The organism is Nitrospira sp. Kam-Ns4a (assembly GCF_965152595.1).
In genome coordinates, this window is sequence record NZ_OZ224218.1 from 848,967 (window position 1) to 866,366 (window position 17,400).

Annotated in this window: 18 protein-coding genes; 11 read left to right on the plus strand and 7 right to left on the minus strand. The window is 66.7% G+C overall.

Going from position 1 to position 17,400, the window contains the following annotated elements:
* The first annotated feature begins 184 nt into the window (after positions 1-184).
* Entirely contained in the window at positions 185-541 is a 357-nt protein-coding gene (locus ACWHYQ_RS04235; protein ID WP_447974494.1) for a DsrE family protein, read from the plus strand.
* Between the two features lie 122 nt (positions 542-663).
* Here ACWHYQ_RS04235 and ACWHYQ_RS04240 read toward each other — a convergent pair.
* A protein-coding gene (locus ACWHYQ_RS04240) for a transposase (RefSeq protein WP_447974495.1) occupies positions 664-1,880 on the minus strand; the annotation gives its coding sequence in 2 pieces (ribosomal slippage) (positions 664-1,635 and positions 1,638-1,880; 1,215 coding nt in all).
* Between the two features lie 69 nt (positions 1,881-1,949).
* Entirely contained in the window at positions 1,950-3,059 is a 1,110-nt protein-coding gene (locus tag ACWHYQ_RS04245) for an ISL3 family transposase (RefSeq protein ID WP_447975520.1), read from the minus strand.
* 312 nt (positions 3,060-3,371) lie between these two features.
* Between ACWHYQ_RS04245 and ACWHYQ_RS04250 the strand changes: the two genes are divergently transcribed.
* The 9 genes from ACWHYQ_RS04250 to hflC all read left to right on the plus strand — a co-directional run bounded on the left by ACWHYQ_RS04250 (position 3,372) and on the right by hflC (position 11,657).
* Entirely contained in the window at positions 3,372-4,559 is a 1,188-nt protein-coding gene (locus ACWHYQ_RS04250) for a methyltransferase domain-containing protein (RefSeq protein WP_447974496.1), read from the plus strand.
* 12 nt (positions 4,560-4,571) lie between these two features.
* Positions 4,572-4,964, plus strand: coding sequence for an ArsR/SmtB family transcription factor (locus ACWHYQ_RS04255; protein WP_447974497.1), 393 nt, complete (start codon positions 4,572-4,574; stop codon positions 4,962-4,964).
* Entirely contained in the window at positions 4,955-5,995 is a 1,041-nt protein-coding gene (arsS, locus tag ACWHYQ_RS04260; protein WP_447974498.1) for an arsenosugar biosynthesis radical SAM (seleno)protein ArsS, read from the plus strand. Before ACWHYQ_RS04255 ends, arsS begins: the two co-directional genes overlap by 10 nt.
* Before the next feature lie 12 nt (positions 5,996-6,007).
* A complete protein-coding gene (locus ACWHYQ_RS04265) occupies positions 6,008-7,141 on the plus strand; it encodes an anion permease (protein ID WP_447974499.1) in 1,134 nt (377 codons plus the stop codon).
* Entirely contained in the window at positions 7,138-8,220 is a 1,083-nt protein-coding gene (locus tag ACWHYQ_RS04270) for a hypothetical protein (RefSeq protein ID WP_447974500.1), read from the plus strand. The genes ACWHYQ_RS04265 and ACWHYQ_RS04270 overlap by 4 nt, the downstream gene beginning before the upstream one ends.
* 608 nt (positions 8,221-8,828) lie before the next feature.
* Positions 8,829-9,017 (plus strand): hypothetical protein, encoded by a 189-nt coding sequence (locus ACWHYQ_RS04275; protein WP_447974501.1) that lies wholly within the window; start codon positions 8,829-8,831, stop codon positions 9,015-9,017.
* 81 nt (positions 9,018-9,098) lie between these two features.
* Entirely contained in the window at positions 9,099-9,707 is a 609-nt protein-coding gene (locus ACWHYQ_RS04280) for a VOC family protein (RefSeq protein ID WP_447974502.1), read from the plus strand.
* Between the two features lie 49 nt (positions 9,708-9,756).
* A complete protein-coding gene (gene hflK, locus ACWHYQ_RS04285) occupies positions 9,757-10,800 on the plus strand; it encodes an FtsH protease activity modulator HflK (protein ID WP_447974503.1) in 1,044 nt (347 codons plus the stop codon).
* Complete coding sequence (gene hflC, locus ACWHYQ_RS04290; protein ID WP_447974504.1) at positions 10,797-11,657, plus strand: protease modulator HflC; 861 nt, start codon at positions 10,797-10,799, stop codon at positions 11,655-11,657. The genes hflK and hflC overlap by 4 nt, the downstream gene beginning before the upstream one ends.
* Positions 11,658-11,728: 71 nt before the next feature.
* On the opposite strand, the gene ACWHYQ_RS04295 is transcribed toward hflC, so the two are convergent.
* The 3 genes from ACWHYQ_RS04295 to cutA form a co-directional block, all read right to left on the minus strand.
* Complete coding sequence (locus ACWHYQ_RS04295; protein ID WP_447974505.1) at positions 11,729-13,414, minus strand: formate--tetrahydrofolate ligase; 1,686 nt, start codon at positions 13,412-13,414, stop codon at positions 11,729-11,731.
* A 69-nt stretch (positions 13,415-13,483) separates the two neighbouring features.
* The gene (locus ACWHYQ_RS04300) at positions 13,484-14,482 is read right to left on the minus strand and encodes a M23 family metallopeptidase (RefSeq protein WP_447974506.1); all 999 of its coding nucleotides are present in this window, start codon (positions 14,480-14,482) and stop codon (positions 13,484-13,486) included.
* A gap of 108 nt (positions 14,483-14,590) precedes the next feature.
* Positions 14,591-14,929, minus strand: a complete 339-nt coding sequence (gene cutA / locus ACWHYQ_RS04305) for a divalent-cation tolerance protein CutA (protein WP_447974507.1) — start codon at positions 14,927-14,929, stop codon at positions 14,591-14,593.
* Between the two features lie 323 nt (positions 14,930-15,252).
* On the opposite strand from cutA, the gene ACWHYQ_RS04310 reads away from it, so the two are divergent.
* A complete protein-coding gene (locus tag ACWHYQ_RS04310; RefSeq protein ID WP_447974508.1) occupies positions 15,253-15,576 on the plus strand; it encodes a rhodanese-like domain-containing protein in 324 nt (107 codons plus the stop codon).
* A gap of 43 nt (positions 15,577-15,619) precedes the next feature.
* On the opposite strand, the gene ACWHYQ_RS04315 is transcribed toward ACWHYQ_RS04310, so the two are convergent.
* Entirely contained in the window at positions 15,620-16,543 is a 924-nt protein-coding gene (locus ACWHYQ_RS04315) for an NAD-dependent epimerase/dehydratase family protein (protein ID WP_447974509.1), read from the minus strand.
* A gap of 66 nt (positions 16,544-16,609) precedes the next feature.
* The gene (locus tag ACWHYQ_RS04320) at positions 16,610-17,374 is read right to left on the minus strand and encodes a TlyA family RNA methyltransferase (protein WP_447974510.1); all 765 of its coding nucleotides are present in this window, start codon (positions 17,372-17,374) and stop codon (positions 16,610-16,612) included.
* Positions 17,375-17,400: the final 26 nt, after the last annotated feature.

The window sequence follows — 17,400 nt, forward strand, 5'->3', positions numbered from 1 at the left end:
GTAAGCCAGCCCACAGATGGCGCCTTCTGCGCCGACGTATGCTAGGGGTCCGGAGCACCCCTTCCAGGGTAAGTTCCCAAAGCCCGCGCTATCCGCCTCACAAGGGGATGGAGAGCAAAGGCTACAGAAGCTGGGAATTGCTCCAGAGGCCTAGGTAACGGGTAATCACACACAAGGAGGAGCCATGGCCAAGGTCGCGATCGTTGTGCTAGCGGATACGGAGACGCACGAGGGACTCGGGCGTCTGGTGAACGCCCTCGAAGCGGTCAAGGAATTCAAGGAAGCGAAAGACGACGTCAAGCTGATCTTTGACGGCGCCGGAACCAAGTGGGTCGGTGAACTGTCGAAGGCGGATCACAAGGTGAAAGGCCTGTTCGACGCCGTGAGGGATCGCATCGCAGGCGCCTGCCGGTTCTGTGCGGGTGCGTTCGGAGCGACGGAATCCGTCACGGCTTGTGGAGTATCCCTCTTGGGCGAGTACGAAGGCCACCCCAGTTTCAAACGGCTTATCGACCAGAACTACCAGGTTCTCACGTTCTAATCCGCTGGCGGGAGCCAGGCAGGGACGCGGTTGCTCGCCCCCCGAGACCGCGATCTCCTCCATTGTGGAGGATCGGGATCGCTGTACCGCCCCCGGTTTCTTGGACACGCGGTTGAGGGTATTCACGCCGCCTCCTGAGCGGCCAGGAGCTCGCGGCGCACCTGGGCCGGCAAGCGACAGCCATGGCGCTCGACCAGCCACGGCTCGTTGTACGTGACCAGCCAGGCCTGGAGCGTCTGGCGGAGTTCTTCGACCGTGCGGAACGTCTGCACCCACAGGAGCTGTTCCTTGAGCGTCCGGATGAAGCGTTCCGCGACCCCGTTGCCTTCGGGCGCTCGCACGAAGGCTGGGCTGGACGCAATCCCCAGGAACCGGAGTTCGGCCTGAACGTCATCGCTCATGTACTGGCTGCCATGATCATGCCGGACCTGCAACCCCGTCGCGATTCCGGCCGTGACGGCCCCGAATTGCCGCCGATCCCCTTGGCGGATGGGCTCCAGGGCCTCGAAGCGGGTGGCGGTCTTCGCCGCATGGATGCCGACGCCTTCCAGCGTGCAATGGTCCACGCCCACGAACACCGTCACGAGGCCGTCCTCCACGGTCACCGTGCTGGTGACATCGGTGCCCCACCTCTGAGTGGGCCGCTCGGTCGTGATGGTCCCGTCGTGGGCCTGCGGCCCCAAGACCCGCCGGGCTCGACTCGGGGCCAAGAGGCCCGCCTGCCACATCAGCCGGAGGACCCGGAGCTTCGAGGTGCGAATCCCCTGGACGCGGAGGCGCGCCCAGCCCTGGCGGTGCCCTTCGCCCAGAAACGGCGATGCCGCCAGCACGTGGCGGATGTGGGCTGTGAGCGCCTCGTCCGTATACGCCGTCTTCGGCCCCCGCTTGGCCGGCTCATGCGCCTGCGGCGCGGCGCGGTCCTGCTGATGATAAAACGTCGCCCGGCTCATGCCCCACTCCTGGCAGACTCGGACCACCCCAGAGCGGCGCTGCTGGGAAGGCGACGGGGCGTGGCTCATCGCGTCGGCCGCCCGGTGACCAACGGAAGGCCACCTCACAGACGCTGGACGGCCTCCCGCGAGCGTTCGAGGCGCCCCGTCAGATCCCCGACCAGGGCCTTCAACCGGGCCAGCTCCTCGTCCCGCCCATCAGCCGCCCGACTCTTCAGCCCAGCCTGGCTGCTGGCGAGGAACTGGTCCCGCCAGGCGGAGAGTGTGGCTGCCGTAAGCCCCAGTTCGCGGGAGACCAAGTCCAGATCCTCGCCGCACAGCACCCGCAGCACGGCCTCCACCTTCTTGTGCGAGGAGAAGCGGCCTCGCTCCGCTTTCGATTTCGCCATGGACACCTCCCATGAATAGGGCCTCTGTCAACAGGGAATACGAGGCCCTGACGTTAAAAAAGAGGCTCTTCAGGCTTTCGTGTGGGTTGGATAGAGATCCAATCCTCCACAATGGAAGGAGATCGCGGTCTTGAAGTGCTCGACGTTGCGGAAGCCGCGAGCGGGTTTCTTGACCCATTGGATCGTCGCGTTAACGGCTTCCCTCCCCGCGTTGGTGATGCCAGGCTGCCGAGAGGTGAGCACGTTGGGGAGGTGGCGCCGGATCAGGTGGGCCACCGCCGCGATCGGCCGGAGCCGGCTATGGGTCGCGCGCCAGAACCAGCGGGCGAAGCACTGCTGGGCCGCGCCACCGTACGTGTAGTCCCAGAACTGGCGGAAGCGCTCCTTGAGAGTCCAGGCCCGTGCCACCTTGAGGTCCATGCGCGGCCAGAGGCGGAACGTGGCCCGCTGCTCGGCCGTCATGTCCTTGGGGCGCATGAGCCAGCGGGACGTGGTCCCCGTCAGCCGGTCATCGCCTGTCTGCTTCAGGGCCCGCTGCGCCGTGCGGCGGATCCGGTCCACGGCCTCATGGAGATGTTTGGCCACATGGAACTTGTCGAAGACGATTGTGGCCTCTGCCCCATCGAGGTGAGTATGGGTCGACTGGAGGGAGGGCTCCCACCTATCCATGGCGATCGCCTCAATCCCCTCGCGCTGAGCGGGCGTCAGCGTCGCCCAGAACCCGTCCAGACTCTCTTGCTTGCGATCCTCGGCCAGGTAGAGCACGCGGCTGCGCTCCAGGTCGGCGACGATTGTGCGGGAGCGGTGCCGCTTGGCGATGGCTTTCTCATCGACGCCCAGGTGCGGGATGATAGCCTGGGTCCGGCGGCTCAACCCCCGGGCGACCGCCTGGGCCTTGATCCCCCAGGCCTCGTCCCACGTGATGCGCAGCAGCCCGGCGGCCCCCTTCACCGAACACTCCCGGAGCAAGTCAATGGCCCACCGCTCGAACCAAGCCGTGCATTGGCTCCCCGGCTCGGCCCAGGGCACCGCGATCTGCTTGACCCCATGGGTCGGACCGCTCACGCGGGGGAGGTCCGCCTGGATCCACGTCGTGAACTGGCAGGGACTCCAGATGACGCCACCGGCGGCGCTTGCGATCAGAGCCCGGGACGGGCTCCCGACACTCGGGGCAGGGATACGGCTCCGGTCCGGCCTCGACGGTCACCGTCACCTGCTTCCCCTTCACATCCAGCTCCACGTTGACCACGGTCCAGGCAGTCTGCAGCCCCAGCACAGCTTGATAGAGTTCGAAGTCGCGCATCGCTCGGGTCCTCCTTTTGAGGGCCCGAGCATAGCGCAAGCCGAGTCAGTTACCCACACGATTTCCTGAAGAGCCCGAAATAGAATGTGGTCTGTGAGCTAGCTCACAGACTCCGAGGAGTTGACGCCTTATGGTGCAACCTGTTATATGGAAACATTTCCATATGTCTACCGAGCTGAAGGTAGTCTATGACGGATAAGACGATCACCCAGGCCGTCAGTGAACGCTATGCGAGGGCGGCGGCGACCGGGGAGCCGATGTGCTGCCCGACCGGCTACGACTTCGACGAGCTGCGCGCGTTCATCCCGGAGGAGGTACTCAGAATCTCCTACGGCTGTGGCACCCCGGTCGGGCTCGAGACCGTGCGCCCGGGCGAGACCGTGCTGGATATCGGGTCCGGCGGCGGGATTGACTGTTTCGACGCCGCCCGGCGCGTCGGGCCCAGCGGTCGGGTCATCGGGATCGACATGACCGACGAGATGTTGGCGATCGCCCGCCGGCATGCGCCGGCCGTCGCGGCCAACCTCGGGTACGCGGCGCCCAACGTCGAATTTCGCAAGGGCCAGGCGGAGGCTATGCCGGTCGAAGATGCCTGCGTGGACCTGATCATCTCGAACTGCGTGATCAACCTGTCCCCGGACAAGCCCGCAGTCTTCCGCGAGATGTACCGGGTGCTCAAGCCCGGAGGCCGGTTCACGATCTCGGATATCGTGGCGGACCAGCCCGTGCCAAACTATCTGCTGTATGACAGGGACAAGTGGGGCGACTGCCTCTCCGGTGCGCTCCAGGTCGGCGACTACCTCGAGGGGTTGTGCCGGGCTGGCTTCCTGGGCGTCCACCAGGTCAAGGTCATGCCCTGGCAGGTCATTGACGGCATTCATTTCCTCTCACTGACCCTGACCGGGTACAAGCTGCCAGAGACCGTGGCGCCCAACGGGGTCCGCTTCGCCACGCTGCGCGGGCCATTCAGCCGCGTCGTGGATGAGCTGGGCCAGACCTACGAGCGGGGCGTCCCGGTCGCCGTGCACGCGCGCACCGCGGCGGTGCTGAAGACGCCAGCCTTCGCGGGGCTCTTCGAGCTGTCGGAGCGGCCAACGCCGCTCGAGCCGGCCGATCCCCGCTGGCTGGCGATCCTGCCCGAACCGGCACCCTGCGTCTGGCGGGGGCACTTTGCATTGCTGACCGGGCCCTTCACCGAGGCCGACGACGACGATCAGCATCGCTTCCGGCGCGGGCGGCCGTTGGAGATCTGCTCGAAGACCCTGGCGGTGCTAGAGGCAACGCCCTACCGCCCACACTTCGCGATCATCAACCGGACCGGGCAGGCGGTGTCGGGCGCCGCCGGGTCCTGTGGACCCGGCCCAGCCTGCTGCTGAGCGGAGGCGCTGGTGCGACAGCCGTCCCTTACCACGCCCCAGTGCGCGGCGGTGTTGCGGGCGCTGGGCGACGAGACGCGCCTGCGGATCCTCGAATCCCTGCTCCTACAGGACAAGTGCGTGAGCGACCTGGTGCGGGAGATGCGGCGGGGACAGCCGCACGTGTCGCATCACCTCCGGATCCTCAGAGAAGCCGGGCTGATCGAGGGCCTGCGCGCGGGGCGGCGGGTCTGCTACCGCGTGGCGCCGAGGCTCCGCCGGGTCTTCAGGGACCGCGACGAGCGGGGTCTGGATTTCGGCTGCTGCCAGATCCGGTTCCCGGAGGACCGGCTGGCCGATCGAGTCGGCCGGCGCGCCCCTAGGCAGGCGCGGACGAGAAGGCGCACGGAGGGGCAATGGGACTGACCCTACTGGCACGCCGAAGCCCGCTCGCACCCGCGGCTGAACAGCGCCGGCTGCTGGCCGCCGCCGCCTGCCCGTCGTTCGAGTCTCGCCTCCATCCGCTCGGCCTCGAGCCGCTCCGCGCGACCGGCATCACAGTGTTCCAGATCAATGTTGGCAAACTCTGCAATCAGACCTGCCGGCACTGCCACGTGGACGCGGGTCCCGACCGCGTGGAGAGCATGACCCGCGAGACAGCCGAGCTGTGCCTGCGCGCGCTGGCGCGGACGGACATCCCGACCGTGGACATCACCGGCGGCGCGCCCGAGCTGAACCCCAACTTCCGGTGGCTCGTTGCGGAGGCGCGGGCCCTGGGCCGGCACGTCATAGACCGGTGCAACCTCAGCGTCCTGCTGCTACCGTCCCAGGCCGACCTCGGGGAGTTCCTCGCCGCCCACCGCGTCGAAGTCATCGCGTCGCTTCCGTACTTCCGCCCGTCCCAGACCGATGCGCAGCGGGGCGAGGGCGTCTTCGAGAAGTCCATCCGGGCGCTTCAGCTCTTGAACCGGCTGGGCTACGGCGTCGAGGGCAGCGGGTTGATCCTGAACCTGGTGCACAACCCGGTCGGCGCCTTCCTCCCGCCCAAGCAGGAGGCGATCGAGGCCCAGTTCCGGCGCGAGCTGCAACGGGCCTACGGCATCGTCTTCACCCGGCTCTACACGATCACGAACATGCCGATCAGCCGATTTCTCGAGTTTCTCGTCCAGAGCGGGAATTACGAGGGCTACATGGAGCGGCTCGCCAACGCGTTCAACCCCGCTGCGGCCGCGGGCGTCATGTGCCGCTACACGCTCTCGGTCGGCTGGGACGGGACGCTCTACGACTGCGACTTCAACCAGATGCTCGACCTTCCAGTGCGCGAGGACGCACCGCGCCACATCCGGGACTTCGATCCCGCCCGCCTCCACACCCGCCAGATCGTGACCGGCAACCACTGCTACGGCTGCACGGCCGGCGCCGGCTCCTCCTGCGGCGGGGCGGTGGTCTCGCGCTAGCCGTTGCTCGCCATGGACCTCCCCCATTTCGCGTTTCTCCTCGTCCTGGCCTTGGCCTTCGCCAACGGCACGAACGACGTGGCCAAGGCCATCGCGACCCTGGTGGGCAGCGGGGTGACCACCTACCGGACAGCAATCCTCTGGGGAACGGTCTGGACCATGGTCGGAGCAGGGCTCTCCGGACTGATCGCCACGGCGATGGTGAAGACGTTCAGCAGCGGGGTGCTCGCCCCCGCCATCACGGCCCCACCCGAGCTGGCCATGGCGGTCCTGGCCGGGGCCATGGCCTGGGTCCTCCTCGCCTCCCGGACCGGGCTTCCCGTCTCCACGACCCACGCGCTGACCGGCGCCATCGTGGGCGCCGGGTGGGTCGCTGTGGGGCGTGACGGCCTGCTCTGGTCGGCCATCCTCGGCAAGATCGCGCTGCCGCTCTTCCTGAGCCCGGTGCTGGCCTTCTCCCTTTCGGGCCTGCTACACCCGGGCATCCGGGCGCTAGCCAGCCGCTGGGAGGGAGCCTGCCTGTGTCTGCTGCCGAGCGCGCGAGCGTTGGTGACCATAGACACCCAAGGCACAACTCGCACCCTGTTGCAAGCCACGGCTTTTGGCCAGCCGGTCGCCGCGATCCCGTCCCATTGCGACCGGGCCGGCCTCAAGGGCCTGACCATGGGACTGGATACCATCCACTGGATCTCCAGCGGGCTCGCCGCGTTAGCCCGCGGCGCCAACGACGCCCCCAAGATCGCGGCCATGCTCCTGCTGGGCGGCACGCTGGCATCTTGGCCCGGTGCTACCCTCCAGACGCTCGGCCTTGCCGGCGTGGCCCTCTCCATGGGACTCGGCAGCTACCTTGGGGGAGCGCGCGTGACGGAGGTCCTGGCTGAGAAAGTCGTCAGGATGGACCACACGGAGGGCCTGTCAGCGAACCTGACCACGTCATCCCTGGTGCTGGTCTCGGCCACGATGGGCTTGCCCGTCTCCACCACCCATGTCAGCGGCTCGGCGATCATCGGTATCGGCCTGCTGAAAGGCCCGGCCGCCGTGCGGTGGGACACCGTGCGCGACATGGTGCTGGCTTGGATCGTGACCCTGCCCGCTTCCGGCCTCCTCGCCGGCCTCGCCTATCTGGCCTTCACAAGGCTCTCGTGAAGCGACGCGCGGGGGCCGTTTCGCGGCGCCTGCCGCGCTGGCGCCGCGCCGGATGTGCGTCAGTCTTCCTGCTGGCCACTGCCATGGCCTGGTCGCCGGCGAGCGGGCTCCTCGCCTTCGACTGGGTCCCATCGGAGGAGGAGATCCTCAAGTATCGGAAGAGTTGGAATCCCTTCTCGCACGGGCCAATCCTCAACACCGGCGTGGACATCCAGCCCAAGGGACAGTTCCTGGTTCAGCCCTTCGCCTTCATGGAGTTCGGACACCAACAGTTTCCGAACAGGCTGACCACCAGCGCGAACGATTCACCCTTTCACCTGCAAGCGATCGCGCCGACGCTGATCTTCGCATACGGCCTCACGGACCATCTGGAGTTCAACGCCGCGCCGTCCGTGGTCTGGTTCCAGTCCAGCCGAGCCAATGCGACGGGGAGCCGCGACATCCAAACCGAAACCGGCATCGGCGACACGACCCTTTATCTCAAATACCGGCCGGTCGTGCAGGACCCGGACTCCTGGCGCCCTTCGATCACCCTTTACAACGGCCTCACCCTCCCCAGCAGCCAGTGGTTCGGCACCAAGAGCATTCCTGGCGGGTTCTCCCCACTGGGCCGGCTGCCGGGCACGAAGTTCGGCGGGTTGTCGTTCACGGAGGGCGTCCTGTTCCGGAAGAACCTGCAGCCGCTCCGGCTCAACGGCGGCCTGTACTATTCCTATACCGCGCCCGGCAGCACAGGCGGGATGAATACCTACAACGGCGACATCGTGAATACGCGCTTCATCGTGGAATACCTGGTGGACGACCGGCGGGGGTTCGGGGTCAACCTGGAATTCGTCACGTTGCACGGGCTGCCCTTCCGCCTGGATGGGCACGCCCTGAACCTCGCCCCGACCAGCTTCAGCCTCCTCGGCGTGGAGCCTGCGATCCAATACAAGTTCTTCCACGACGACAACGGCGCGCTCGTGGGCGCCGCCGGCGTCCTGTTTTCCATCGCCGGGCAGAACAACATCAACGCGATCTACCCGAACGTCTCGCTGTACTACTACTGGTCGAAGAAGGGCGCGCCTGTGATGCGCTAACTCGGCCGACCCTCACTGCGCCAGTCGAAATCCGCTGGCGCATCGGCCGGTTGAACCGGCTGCCGGGAGTAGGCAGGCTCCTGCGTCGCGACCGGATCGAGGACCGGATCGCCATCCCGCGCCGGCTGCTGGTCGGAAGCCTTGCCCGAACCCCTGTCCCGATGAGTGACAAGCCTCGGCATAGGACATCTCTCCCTCCGTGTCCTCAACCGCTCCTTATCTTCAGTGACTTTGACCAGCCTGACGATTCGTTCCTAGTCGTCTATCTCGAAGCTCACCCGATCGCCTTTCTTCAGGCCCGCCAGCAAGTCCGCGCGGGCCACCGGCAGCGTCCACACGTCGCCGGTGACGGCGCGCACGGTGAGCGGGCGCCAGTCTGATCCACCTTAGATGAACGTTGGCGACTGGTTGTGCTGCCTCTCCCGGCTTTTAGGGCGTTTGTGCATCGTGCATGCCCGTCCCGGGCCGCCCCCAAAAGGTGTAGAGCCAGGAAGCTCCAGGCACGGAACCCGTTGTCAGGGTCGGCGAGAACGGCCGTGCCGCCTCGGTGACGCGGCACAAGAGCGATTTTGAAGGCACCATCCGTACGCTCGCCTCCAGGCGGCGGGGTGGCGCACGAACTCGTGGCTCCCCTGTCGGTGATCGACGGGAAGGCGCAGCGTCTCTTGCGGGCATTCGACGACCTGGGACAAGCTTCCGGGCACGCCCCCGCAGCCTTCATCGTACAGCAACTCCTGGGGATCGGCCGGCGCACCCTCTATTGCCGGTTGGGGGAGAGCGAGACTGCAGAGGAATAACTGGCCCGTGCGGCGATCTTGTAATTTCGGCCGGATCAGGCTAGGCTGAGACTTACGCGTCCCTGAGACTCCGGAGGGTGCGTGGTGTCGTCCCCCCGCGAGCTGGATCAGCTCCTCGCCGCTTACGTCGCCGACTTCGTCGCTCGCAACGCGGCCGCCCGCCTCCTCAAGGAGCGCCTGGACGACGTCGGCGTCGGGTTCCTGCCCGTGGCCGATCACCTGACCTTCCGCACCAACGACATTGACTGCCGGGCCGAGGAGTTCCTGCGGCTCGGCTACGCCTTCGCCGAAACGCTCGAGTACGACGACTGGTTCGCCAAAGTCTATCGCAAGCCGGGCTACCCGGCCCTGTTCATCGACCAGGCCTATCCCGGCGAACGCGGCCGGACGAGCATCATTCCGGCCTGGGTGGCCCGCTTCGGCGACCGGACGCTCCACCACGTCGCCGTGCGGGTCGAGGACATCGAGCGGGCCATAGCCCAGCTCGGCCGCGCGGGCGTCCGGTTCGCGGGGCAGATCGTGGGCGCCCGCGGGGGCCCCCTGCGCCAGATCTTCACCGCGCCCGAAGAGGTGGACGGGGCCCCCTTCTCCGTGCTCGAGCTGACGGAGCGGCGCGAAGGCTACCTGGGCTTCTCGCCGCCTCAGGCGGACGGCCTGATGAAGTCCACGGTGAAGTCGTCCGGGACCTAAGCGCTCCTTGGGTTGTTCCGCGTCTCCAACTCTGCTAAGGTGGGGGCCTATGGTCTGGGCTCCCAAAGATCCCTGGAGCCGGCCCAGCGATCCCCTGGAGGACCTGCTGAGCCGCGCCAAGGGCCAGCTCCGCCAGTGGCTCCCCGGCCGGGGGCTCCGGAGCCTGATCCTGATCCTGGCCGCGGTCATCCTCGTGTGGCAGGGCACGTTCATCGTCGCTCCAGACGAGGAGGGCGTGGTCAAGCGGTTCGGGGACGTGACGCGCATCGTCGGCCCCGGCCCCCACCTCAAGATCCCCTTCATCGAGACCGTACTCCAACCCAAGGTCGCCAAGCTGCATCGGATCGAGGTGGGCTTTCGCACCGACCGGCAGGGCCGCCAGCAGATGCTCCCACGCGAGGCGCAGATGCTCACTGGGGACGAGAACATTGTCGCCGTCCAGTTCATCGTCCAGTACAAGATCAAGACCGCGCGCGAGTACCTTTTCAACGTGGCCGAGATCGAGGAGACCATCGAGAAGGCCGCCGAGGCCGCCATCCGCGAGGTGGTCGGGCGGAGCAAGATCGATGAAGTGCTCACCACGGGCAAGGCGCAGATCCAGGACGACACGCACCAGCTCCTCCAGGGCATCCTGGACCAGTACGCGGCCGGGGTGCAGGTCGCGGCGGTGCAGCTCCAGGACGTGAACCCGCCCGAGGCGGTCGCCGCCGCCTTCAAGGACGTCGCCAGCGCCAAGGAAGACCGGGAAAAGATGATCAACCAGGCGCAGAGCTACCGGAACGACATCATTCCCAAGGCCAAGGGCGAGGCGGCCGAGTTGGTCAATCAGGCCAAGGGGTACGCCCAGGCCCGAGTCACCCGGGCGGAGGGCGAGGCGAACCGGTTCCTCAAGGCGCTCAAGGAATACAACCAGGCAAAGGACGTCATCAGCAAGCGCATCTATATCGAGACCATGGAAGAGATCTTCCCGCACGTCGAGAAGATCATCATTGACGGCAAGGCTGCGGACCGGATGCTGCCGTACCTGCCGCTCGAGCGGCTCAAGAAGGGCGCGGCGCCCCAGGCCGCGGATGAGAAGAGGCCCGCTCCATGAGGACGCAGAACCTGCTCGTCGGCCTCATCGCGGCGGTCATGCTCCTGTTCGTGCTCGGGGCCTCGCCCTTCTTCATCGTGGACATCACCGAGACGGCGATCGTCGTCCAGCTCGGCCTGCCCGTTCGGAACCTCACCGAGCCGGGGCTCTACCTCAAGATCCCCTTCATCCAGCAGGTCACGTACTTCGACAAGCGGCTCCTGGACTACGACTCCGACGCGCAGGAGGTGATCACCCAGGACAAGAAGACGATCCTCATTGACAACTATGCCAAGTGGCGCATCACGGACCCCCTGAAGGTCTACCAGGCCTTCCAGACCCAGCGCGGCGCCCTCCAGCGACTCCACGACATCATCTATTCGGAGCTGCGGGTCGAGCTGGGACGGCATGACCTGTCCGAGATCGTATCGAAGACCCGGGCGCAGATCATGCAGGTCGTGACCCAGCGCGCGAAGGAGAAGGCTGCGGCCTACGGGCTCGAGGTGCAGGACGTGCGGATCAAGCGGGCGGACCTGCCCGAGCAGAACGAGAAGGCTGTGTTCGCCCGCATGCAGGCGGAGCGGGAGCGGCAGGCCAAGCAGTACCGCGCCGAGGGCGCCGAGGAGGCGCAGAAAATCCGTTCGGAGGCCGACAAGGACCGGGAGATCATCCTCGCCGAGGCGTACAAGGCCGCGCAGGAGCTGCGCGGGGAGGGGGACGCGAAGGCCTTCCGCATCTATGCCTCCGCGTACAAGCAGGACCCGAAGTTCTTCGAGTTCACCCGCTCGATGGAAGCTTACAAGAAGGCCTTCAACGGCAGCGCGACCGTGGTCATGAGCCCGGATTCCGAGTTCTTCAAGTACCTCAAACAGCGCTGACTATGCTCGGGCGTGGTCCGGAGTCTGTGGACTGCCCCCTGACCACCGACCACCTCCTGGCCGCCCCCCATTCACGACAGTCCGACGATCTCCCCTGTCTCCGGGTCCAGATCAAGCCGCTCGCCAGCCGGGCGCTTGGGAAGCCCCGGCATCAATTGAATCCCGGAGCAGACCGCTGTGAGGAAGCCCGCGCCAGCCAGAATCCGTAGCTCGCGGATCGGCAGGGTGAAGCCCGACGGCCGCCCCTTCAGCGCCGGATCGTGGGACAGTGAAAGCGGAGTCTTGGCCATGCAGACGGGAAGCTGCCCGAAGCCCAGCCGCTCCGCCTCCGCGATCTGGGCGTTCGCCTGCTCCTCGTAGGCCACACCAGCCGCGCCGTAGAGGCGCATCGCGATCGTCTCGATCTTCTTCTTAATGGGGTCCGTCTCGGCGTAGAGCGGAGCATAGGCCGACGGGCGCGCGCAGGCCGCGATCACCGCGCGGGCGAGTTCCTCCGCGCCCTTGCCGCCCTCGGCCCAATGTCGCGAGACGGCAGCAGTGGCACCGGCGGCCACGGCTCGTGCTGCGACATAGTCCAGCTCCTCCGGCGGATCGTCCTGAAAGGCGTTGATCGCCACGACCGCCGGGACGCCGAACGCGCGCACGTTAGCGAGGTGCTGCTCCAGGTTGGCGCAGCCCCGGACCAAGGCCTCCCGGTTCGGCCCGGTGAGGCCCGCGGGCAAAGGCTGCCCGACCCGAACCGTGCCGCCGCCGCCGTGCAGCTTGAGCGCGCGCAGCGTGGCCACGACGACTGCAGCCGCCGGCCGGAACCCCGAGACCCGGCACTTGATGTGGAAGAACTTCTCCGCGCCCAACTCGCTTCCGAACCCCGCCTCGGTGACGACGTAGTCGGCCACGCGCAGCGCGATGGCGTCCGCCAGAATCGAACAGTTGCCGTGGGCGATGTTCCCGAACGGCCCGGTGTGAACGAAGGCAGGCGTCCCCTCCAGCGTCTGGACGAGGTTCGGGAGCAGCGCGTCCTTGAGGAGCACGGCCATCGCGCCGGCGCACTTGAGGTCCTCAGCCGTGACGGGCCGGCCGGCCCGGGTCACGCCTACCAGGATGCGGCCCAGCCGGCGGCGCAGGTCCCCGGGTCCGGTCGCCAGCGCCAGCACGGCCATGACCTCGGAGGCTTCGGTGATAACGAACGACGCGTCGCGGCCGGTCGAGCCGTCGGCCCCCGCGAGGCGGACCTGCCGCAGCGCCCGGTCGCTGATCCCCATGGCCCGCGGCCAGGCGATCCGGGCAGGATCGAGGTCCAGCTCGTTGCCATGCGCGAGGTGGTTGTCCAGGAATGCGGCGAGTAGGTTGTGGGCGGCACCCACGGCGTGCGCGTCGCCGGTGAGGTGCAGGTTGATCTCGTCCATCGGGATCACCTGAGCACGGCCGCCCCCAGTCCCGCCGCCCTTGACCCCGAACACCGGCCCTAGGGACGGCTGGCGCAAGGTGACGACCGCCCGGTGGCCCAACCGCCGGAGGGCCATGGCCAAGCCGATCGCGGTAGTCGTCTTGCCCTCGCCCAGCGGCGTCGGATTGATTGCGGTCACGAGCACGTAGCGGCCGAGCGGCCGGTCGGCCAGCCGTTCCAGGACACTCAAGGCCACCTTGGCCTTCAAAGCTCCGTAAGGGATCAGCTCATGGGGCCGGAAGCCGAGGTCCTCTCCGACTTCCAGGATCGGACGCGGGGTTGCGGAGCGGGCGATGTCCAGATCGGTCATGCCGGGACTTTACCGGAATCTGCTGTCAGAGGCGAGGGGGAGGCACGGCGGGACATAGCCGCAGGGAGCCTAATCCAAAATGTATCGCTGGGGATTGACCGGTCGGCCGTTGACCTTGACCATGTAGTGCAGGTGGGGCCCGGTCGAAAGCCCGGTGCTGCCGACGAGCCCAATCCGGTCGCCGCGCTTGACCTTCTGGCCTTGCTTGACCAGGATCTTGGCCAGGTGCCCGTACTGGGTCTGAATCCCATAGCCATGGTCAATGTTGATCACGTAGCCCATCCTGAGATCGAACCCGGCCGCGGTCACCTGGCCGGCCGCGGGCGCCAGCACATCGGCGTTCGGAGGGGCCCCGATGTCCAGCCCGTCATGCATCGCCGGCCGGCCCGTAAAGGGTGACACCCTGGGGCCGAACCCGGAGGTAATCCAGCCCTTGACTGGCCAGATGGACGGCGTCGAGGCCCATTGGGTCCAGCGCTCTTTCGCGACCTCGCTCAGCTCCTCGAGGCTACGCTCCTGAAACACCACCTCGTTCCGCAGCCATTCGATCTCCTGCTGGACCTGCAGAGCCACAGCCCCGGGCGAGGCCTCCTTCTCGCGATCGGCTGCCGGCTGGGCGGCCGCAGACTTGTCCTCGGAGACCTCCGGAGCCAGGAACCCGGCCTGGCCTTCGGGGATCGGCGTCTCCTCCGGACTGATCGGCGTCTCGCTGCCACCCTGGCCGTTCAGGTAGTCCTCCGGCCTGAGCGAATCCAGCCCGAGCATCACCCGCAACCGCTGGTTGACCTCCTTCATCGCCAGGAACCGGCGCTTCAGATCCTCGACCGCACTGGAGAAGGCGTTGGTCTGCTCTCGGGCGGTCATCAACTCGGCCCGGATCTCCTGCAACTCCCAGACTTGGCCGGTTTTGATAACGTATTGAGACAGCAAGAGGACTTCCCCGAGCGCGAGGACAAGACCGAGGATCGCGAGGCGACGGACCAGTCGCCGGGGGAGGCTGAACCGAAGCGGGGTCGCGGTCGGCCCTCTGAAGATCACGATCGTGTAGGCATCGTCAGGTCGGTTCATGGAACATACTCCGGACTCAAAGGCTCCTCTGTCGCCCACTTCTCCAATAAGGCCCCCAGTCTAATGAAAACCCGTTTCGCCGGTCAAGAAATTAATGAAAATGACAAGTCATTTCTGCGGCTTACGTGTGACTTCGTGGATCCAGCGCAGATAGTCCGGCCATCCACGCTGGATGGGAACCGCGATAATCTCCGGCACGCTGTAGCTGTGCAGGTCTTTGATCGCTGCCGCCAACTCGTCAAAGAGCGCCGCCCGGGACTTCAGGATCATCAAGCATTCGTGCTCCTCCGATACCTTCCCCTCCCATCGGAAGACCGACCGGATTGCCGGCAGCACGTTGGCACAGGCCGCCAGTTCCTGTTCAACGACCGCCCGAGCGATCCGGAGCGCCTCAGTCTCGGAAGTCGTGGTTACAAACACTACGATTTCATTGTCTAAATCGGCCACCTGGGGCCTCCTTCTTAACCCAGTCGGGGGCCGACCTGCCCCCTAAGGGGAAGCAAGATACGCACCCCCGCGCGATGATTTTCCGCTCAAGGGCCCTAATTCCTTGACAACGTGCGGGGTTTGGAGCCAGGCTCCTTTGTTGGGTCGCGACCCGTGCAGCAGCCAGCCGTGCAATTTCTGCCCCATTGTGCACCAATTTCCGGCGGCGACTCAGCCGCAGCCATGAGGTTGGCCCCGTTCCGTTCAGGGCGCCTCGGTCGTCCGTTGACAGCCTCGGAGACCGCAGCATACTATAGCCTCTCCGAAAAGATGGAGGTCGGACCATGGGTTATACGATCACTCCGCGCGAGCTGAAGGAGCGCCTGGACAAGGGGGACAAGATCTTTCTCCTCGATGTGAGGGAGCCCTGGGAATACTCACTCGCCAAGATCGAAGGGTCGGTCCTGATTCCCCTCGGAACGTTGCCGCAATCGCTCGACAAGCTGAACAAGGACGATGAGATTGTGGTGACCTGCCATCGCGGGATGCGCAGCGCCGACGCCACGAGCTTTCTGCTCCAGCAGGGATTCAAGAGCGTGAAGAACCTGATCGGGGGGATTGACGCCTGGTCGGTTCAGGTGGATCCATCGGTCCCGCGCTATCAATAACAACGAGGGGACCCCGTCCGCGTCCCCGTCGGGTCCGGAAGCCTCAGGCGCGGGCTGCCCGGAAATATTCCACAGTCCGCGCCAGCCCCTCCTTCAGCGAGACCCGGGGCTCCCACCCCAATTCCCGGCGGAGCTTGGCGCTGTCAATGGCGCTGCGGGCCTGCTCACCCTTCTTGGCCGGGCCGTGGAGCGCCTTGCTGCCCGGCTGGATGAGATCGGCCAGCATCTGAAACAGCTCGTTGACGGAGGTCTCGACCCCCGTGCCGACGTTGTAGGTGCCCCGTGCGTCCTTTCCCATCGCGGCCAGATTGGCCTCGACCACGTCCTCGACGAAAATAAAGTCCCGGGTCTGCCGGCCGTTCCCGTTGATCACCGGCTGCTCGCCGTGCAACAGCTTCTGCGTGAAGATGGCGACCACGCCGGCCTCCCCTTCCGGGTCCTGCCGGGGTCCGTAGACGTTGGCGTAGCGGAGGCTCACGTACTGCAGCCCGCTAACCTGCTCGTAGTAGGCGAGATAGTGCTCGCCTGTGAGTTTGCTGATTCCATAGGGCGAGGCGGGCCGCGTCGAGTGGGTCTCCGCCGCGGGGAACACCTCCTGCTCGCCGTAGATCGCACCGCCCGAGGAGGCGAAGATCACCTTGCGCGTCCCATGCGCAACGGCCTGCTGTAAGACGTTGAGCGTGCCCAGGATGTTCACCTGAGCGTCATAGACGGGATCCTCGACTGACCGCCGGACGTCCATCTGCGCCGCCAGGTGCACGACCAGGAGCGGCCGCTCTCTTCGGAAGACCCGCTCGAGGGCGCTGCTCTGGATGTCCATCTTGTAGAACCGGGCCGCGCGGTTGATGTTCCGACGCTTGCCGGTCGAGAGGTTGTCCACGACCGCGACTTCGTGCCCCTCCAGCACCAGGCGATCCACAAGGTGGGACCCGATAAAGCCGGCCCCGCCGGTCACCACGATTCGCATAGCGCTCCTTCCCGGCCACGCTGATCCTGCCCGCGCTGCGGCGCCCTGCGGAAGCCCGCGTCCGGCTCAGCCCCCGCCGCGCACTCGCCGCAGGCCGACCAGCACCTCGCGATTGCCCTTCTGCCCCGCCACCGGCGAATCCAGCACGCCGAGCCGGGAGAGCCCCAGCCCGGCCGCACAGGCCAGCACCTTCTCCGTCACCGCCCGCCGCTGCTCCTCGTTGCGCACGATCCCCCCGCGGCCGACCTGCCCGCGGCCGACTTCGAACTGCGGCTTCACCAAGGCGACCACGGTCGCCTCGGGAGCGAGAAACTTCGTCACGCACGGGAGCACGAGCGTGAGCGAGATAAACGACACGTCCACCACCGCCAGGTCCACCGGCTCGGGCACAGCCTCGGGGGCCAGATACCGGATGTTCGCGCGCTCGAGCACGACGACCCGGGGATCGCGGCGCAACCGCCAGTCCAACTGCCCGTACCCGACGTCCACCGCGTAGACGCGCCGCGCCCCCCGCCGGAGGAGGCAGTCGGTAAACCCGCCGGTGGAGGCGCCCACATCCATCGCGACGAGCCCGGTGACGATGACGCCGAAGGCGTCGAGCGCGGCCGCCAGCTTCGCACCGGCTCGACTGACGAACTCGTCCCCCCGCCGGGCGACTTCGATCGCCGCGTCGGTCGGCACGAGCCGGGCCTGCTTGTCCACCAGAACCCCGTCCACGGTCACTGCGCCGGCCAGAATCAGGCGCCCGGCTTGCTCCCGGCTCTCGGCCAAGCCGCGGGCCACCAACACGCGATCCAACCGCTCTCGACTCGCCGAGACCCTGTCGGCCATCGTGCTGCTCTGTCGGGGGGAACCGG

What these genes read in the sequence shown, in the direction of transcription:
- ACWHYQ_RS04235 (WP_447974494.1), top strand. Translation starts at nt 185, where the DNA reads ATGGCCAAGGTCGCGATCGTTGTGCTAGCGGATACGGAGACGCACGAG.
- ACWHYQ_RS04250 (WP_447974496.1), top strand. Translation starts at nt 3,372, where the DNA reads ATGACGGATAAGACGATCACCCAGGCCGTCAGTGAACGCTATGCGAGG.
- arsS (WP_447974498.1), top strand. Translation starts at nt 4,955, where the DNA reads ATGGGACTGACCCTACTGGCACGCCGAAGCCCGCTCGCACCCGCGGCT.
- ACWHYQ_RS04265 (WP_447974499.1), top strand. Translation starts at nt 6,008, where the DNA reads ATGGACCTCCCCCATTTCGCGTTTCTCCTCGTCCTGGCCTTGGCCTTC.
- hflK (WP_447974503.1), top strand. Translation starts at nt 9,757, where the DNA reads ATGGTCTGGGCTCCCAAAGATCCCTGGAGCCGGCCCAGCGATCCCCTG.
- hflC (WP_447974504.1), top strand. Translation starts at nt 10,797, where the DNA reads ATGAGGACGCAGAACCTGCTCGTCGGCCTCATCGCGGCGGTCATGCTC.
- ACWHYQ_RS04295 (WP_447974505.1), bottom strand. Translation starts at nt 13,414, where the DNA reads ATGACCGATCTGGACATCGCCCGCTCCGCAACCCCGCGTCCGATCCTG.
- ACWHYQ_RS04300 (WP_447974506.1), bottom strand. Translation starts at nt 14,482, where the DNA reads ATGAACCGACCTGACGATGCCTACACGATCGTGATCTTCAGAGGGCCG.
- ACWHYQ_RS04310 (WP_447974508.1), top strand. Translation starts at nt 15,253, where the DNA reads ATGGGTTATACGATCACTCCGCGCGAGCTGAAGGAGCGCCTGGACAAG.
- ACWHYQ_RS04315 (WP_447974509.1), bottom strand. Translation starts at nt 16,543, where the DNA reads ATGCGAATCGTGGTGACCGGCGGGGCCGGCTTTATCGGGTCCCACCTT.
- ACWHYQ_RS04320 (WP_447974510.1), bottom strand. Translation starts at nt 17,374, where the DNA reads ATGGCCGACAGGGTCTCGGCGAGTCGAGAGCGGTTGGATCGCGTGTTG.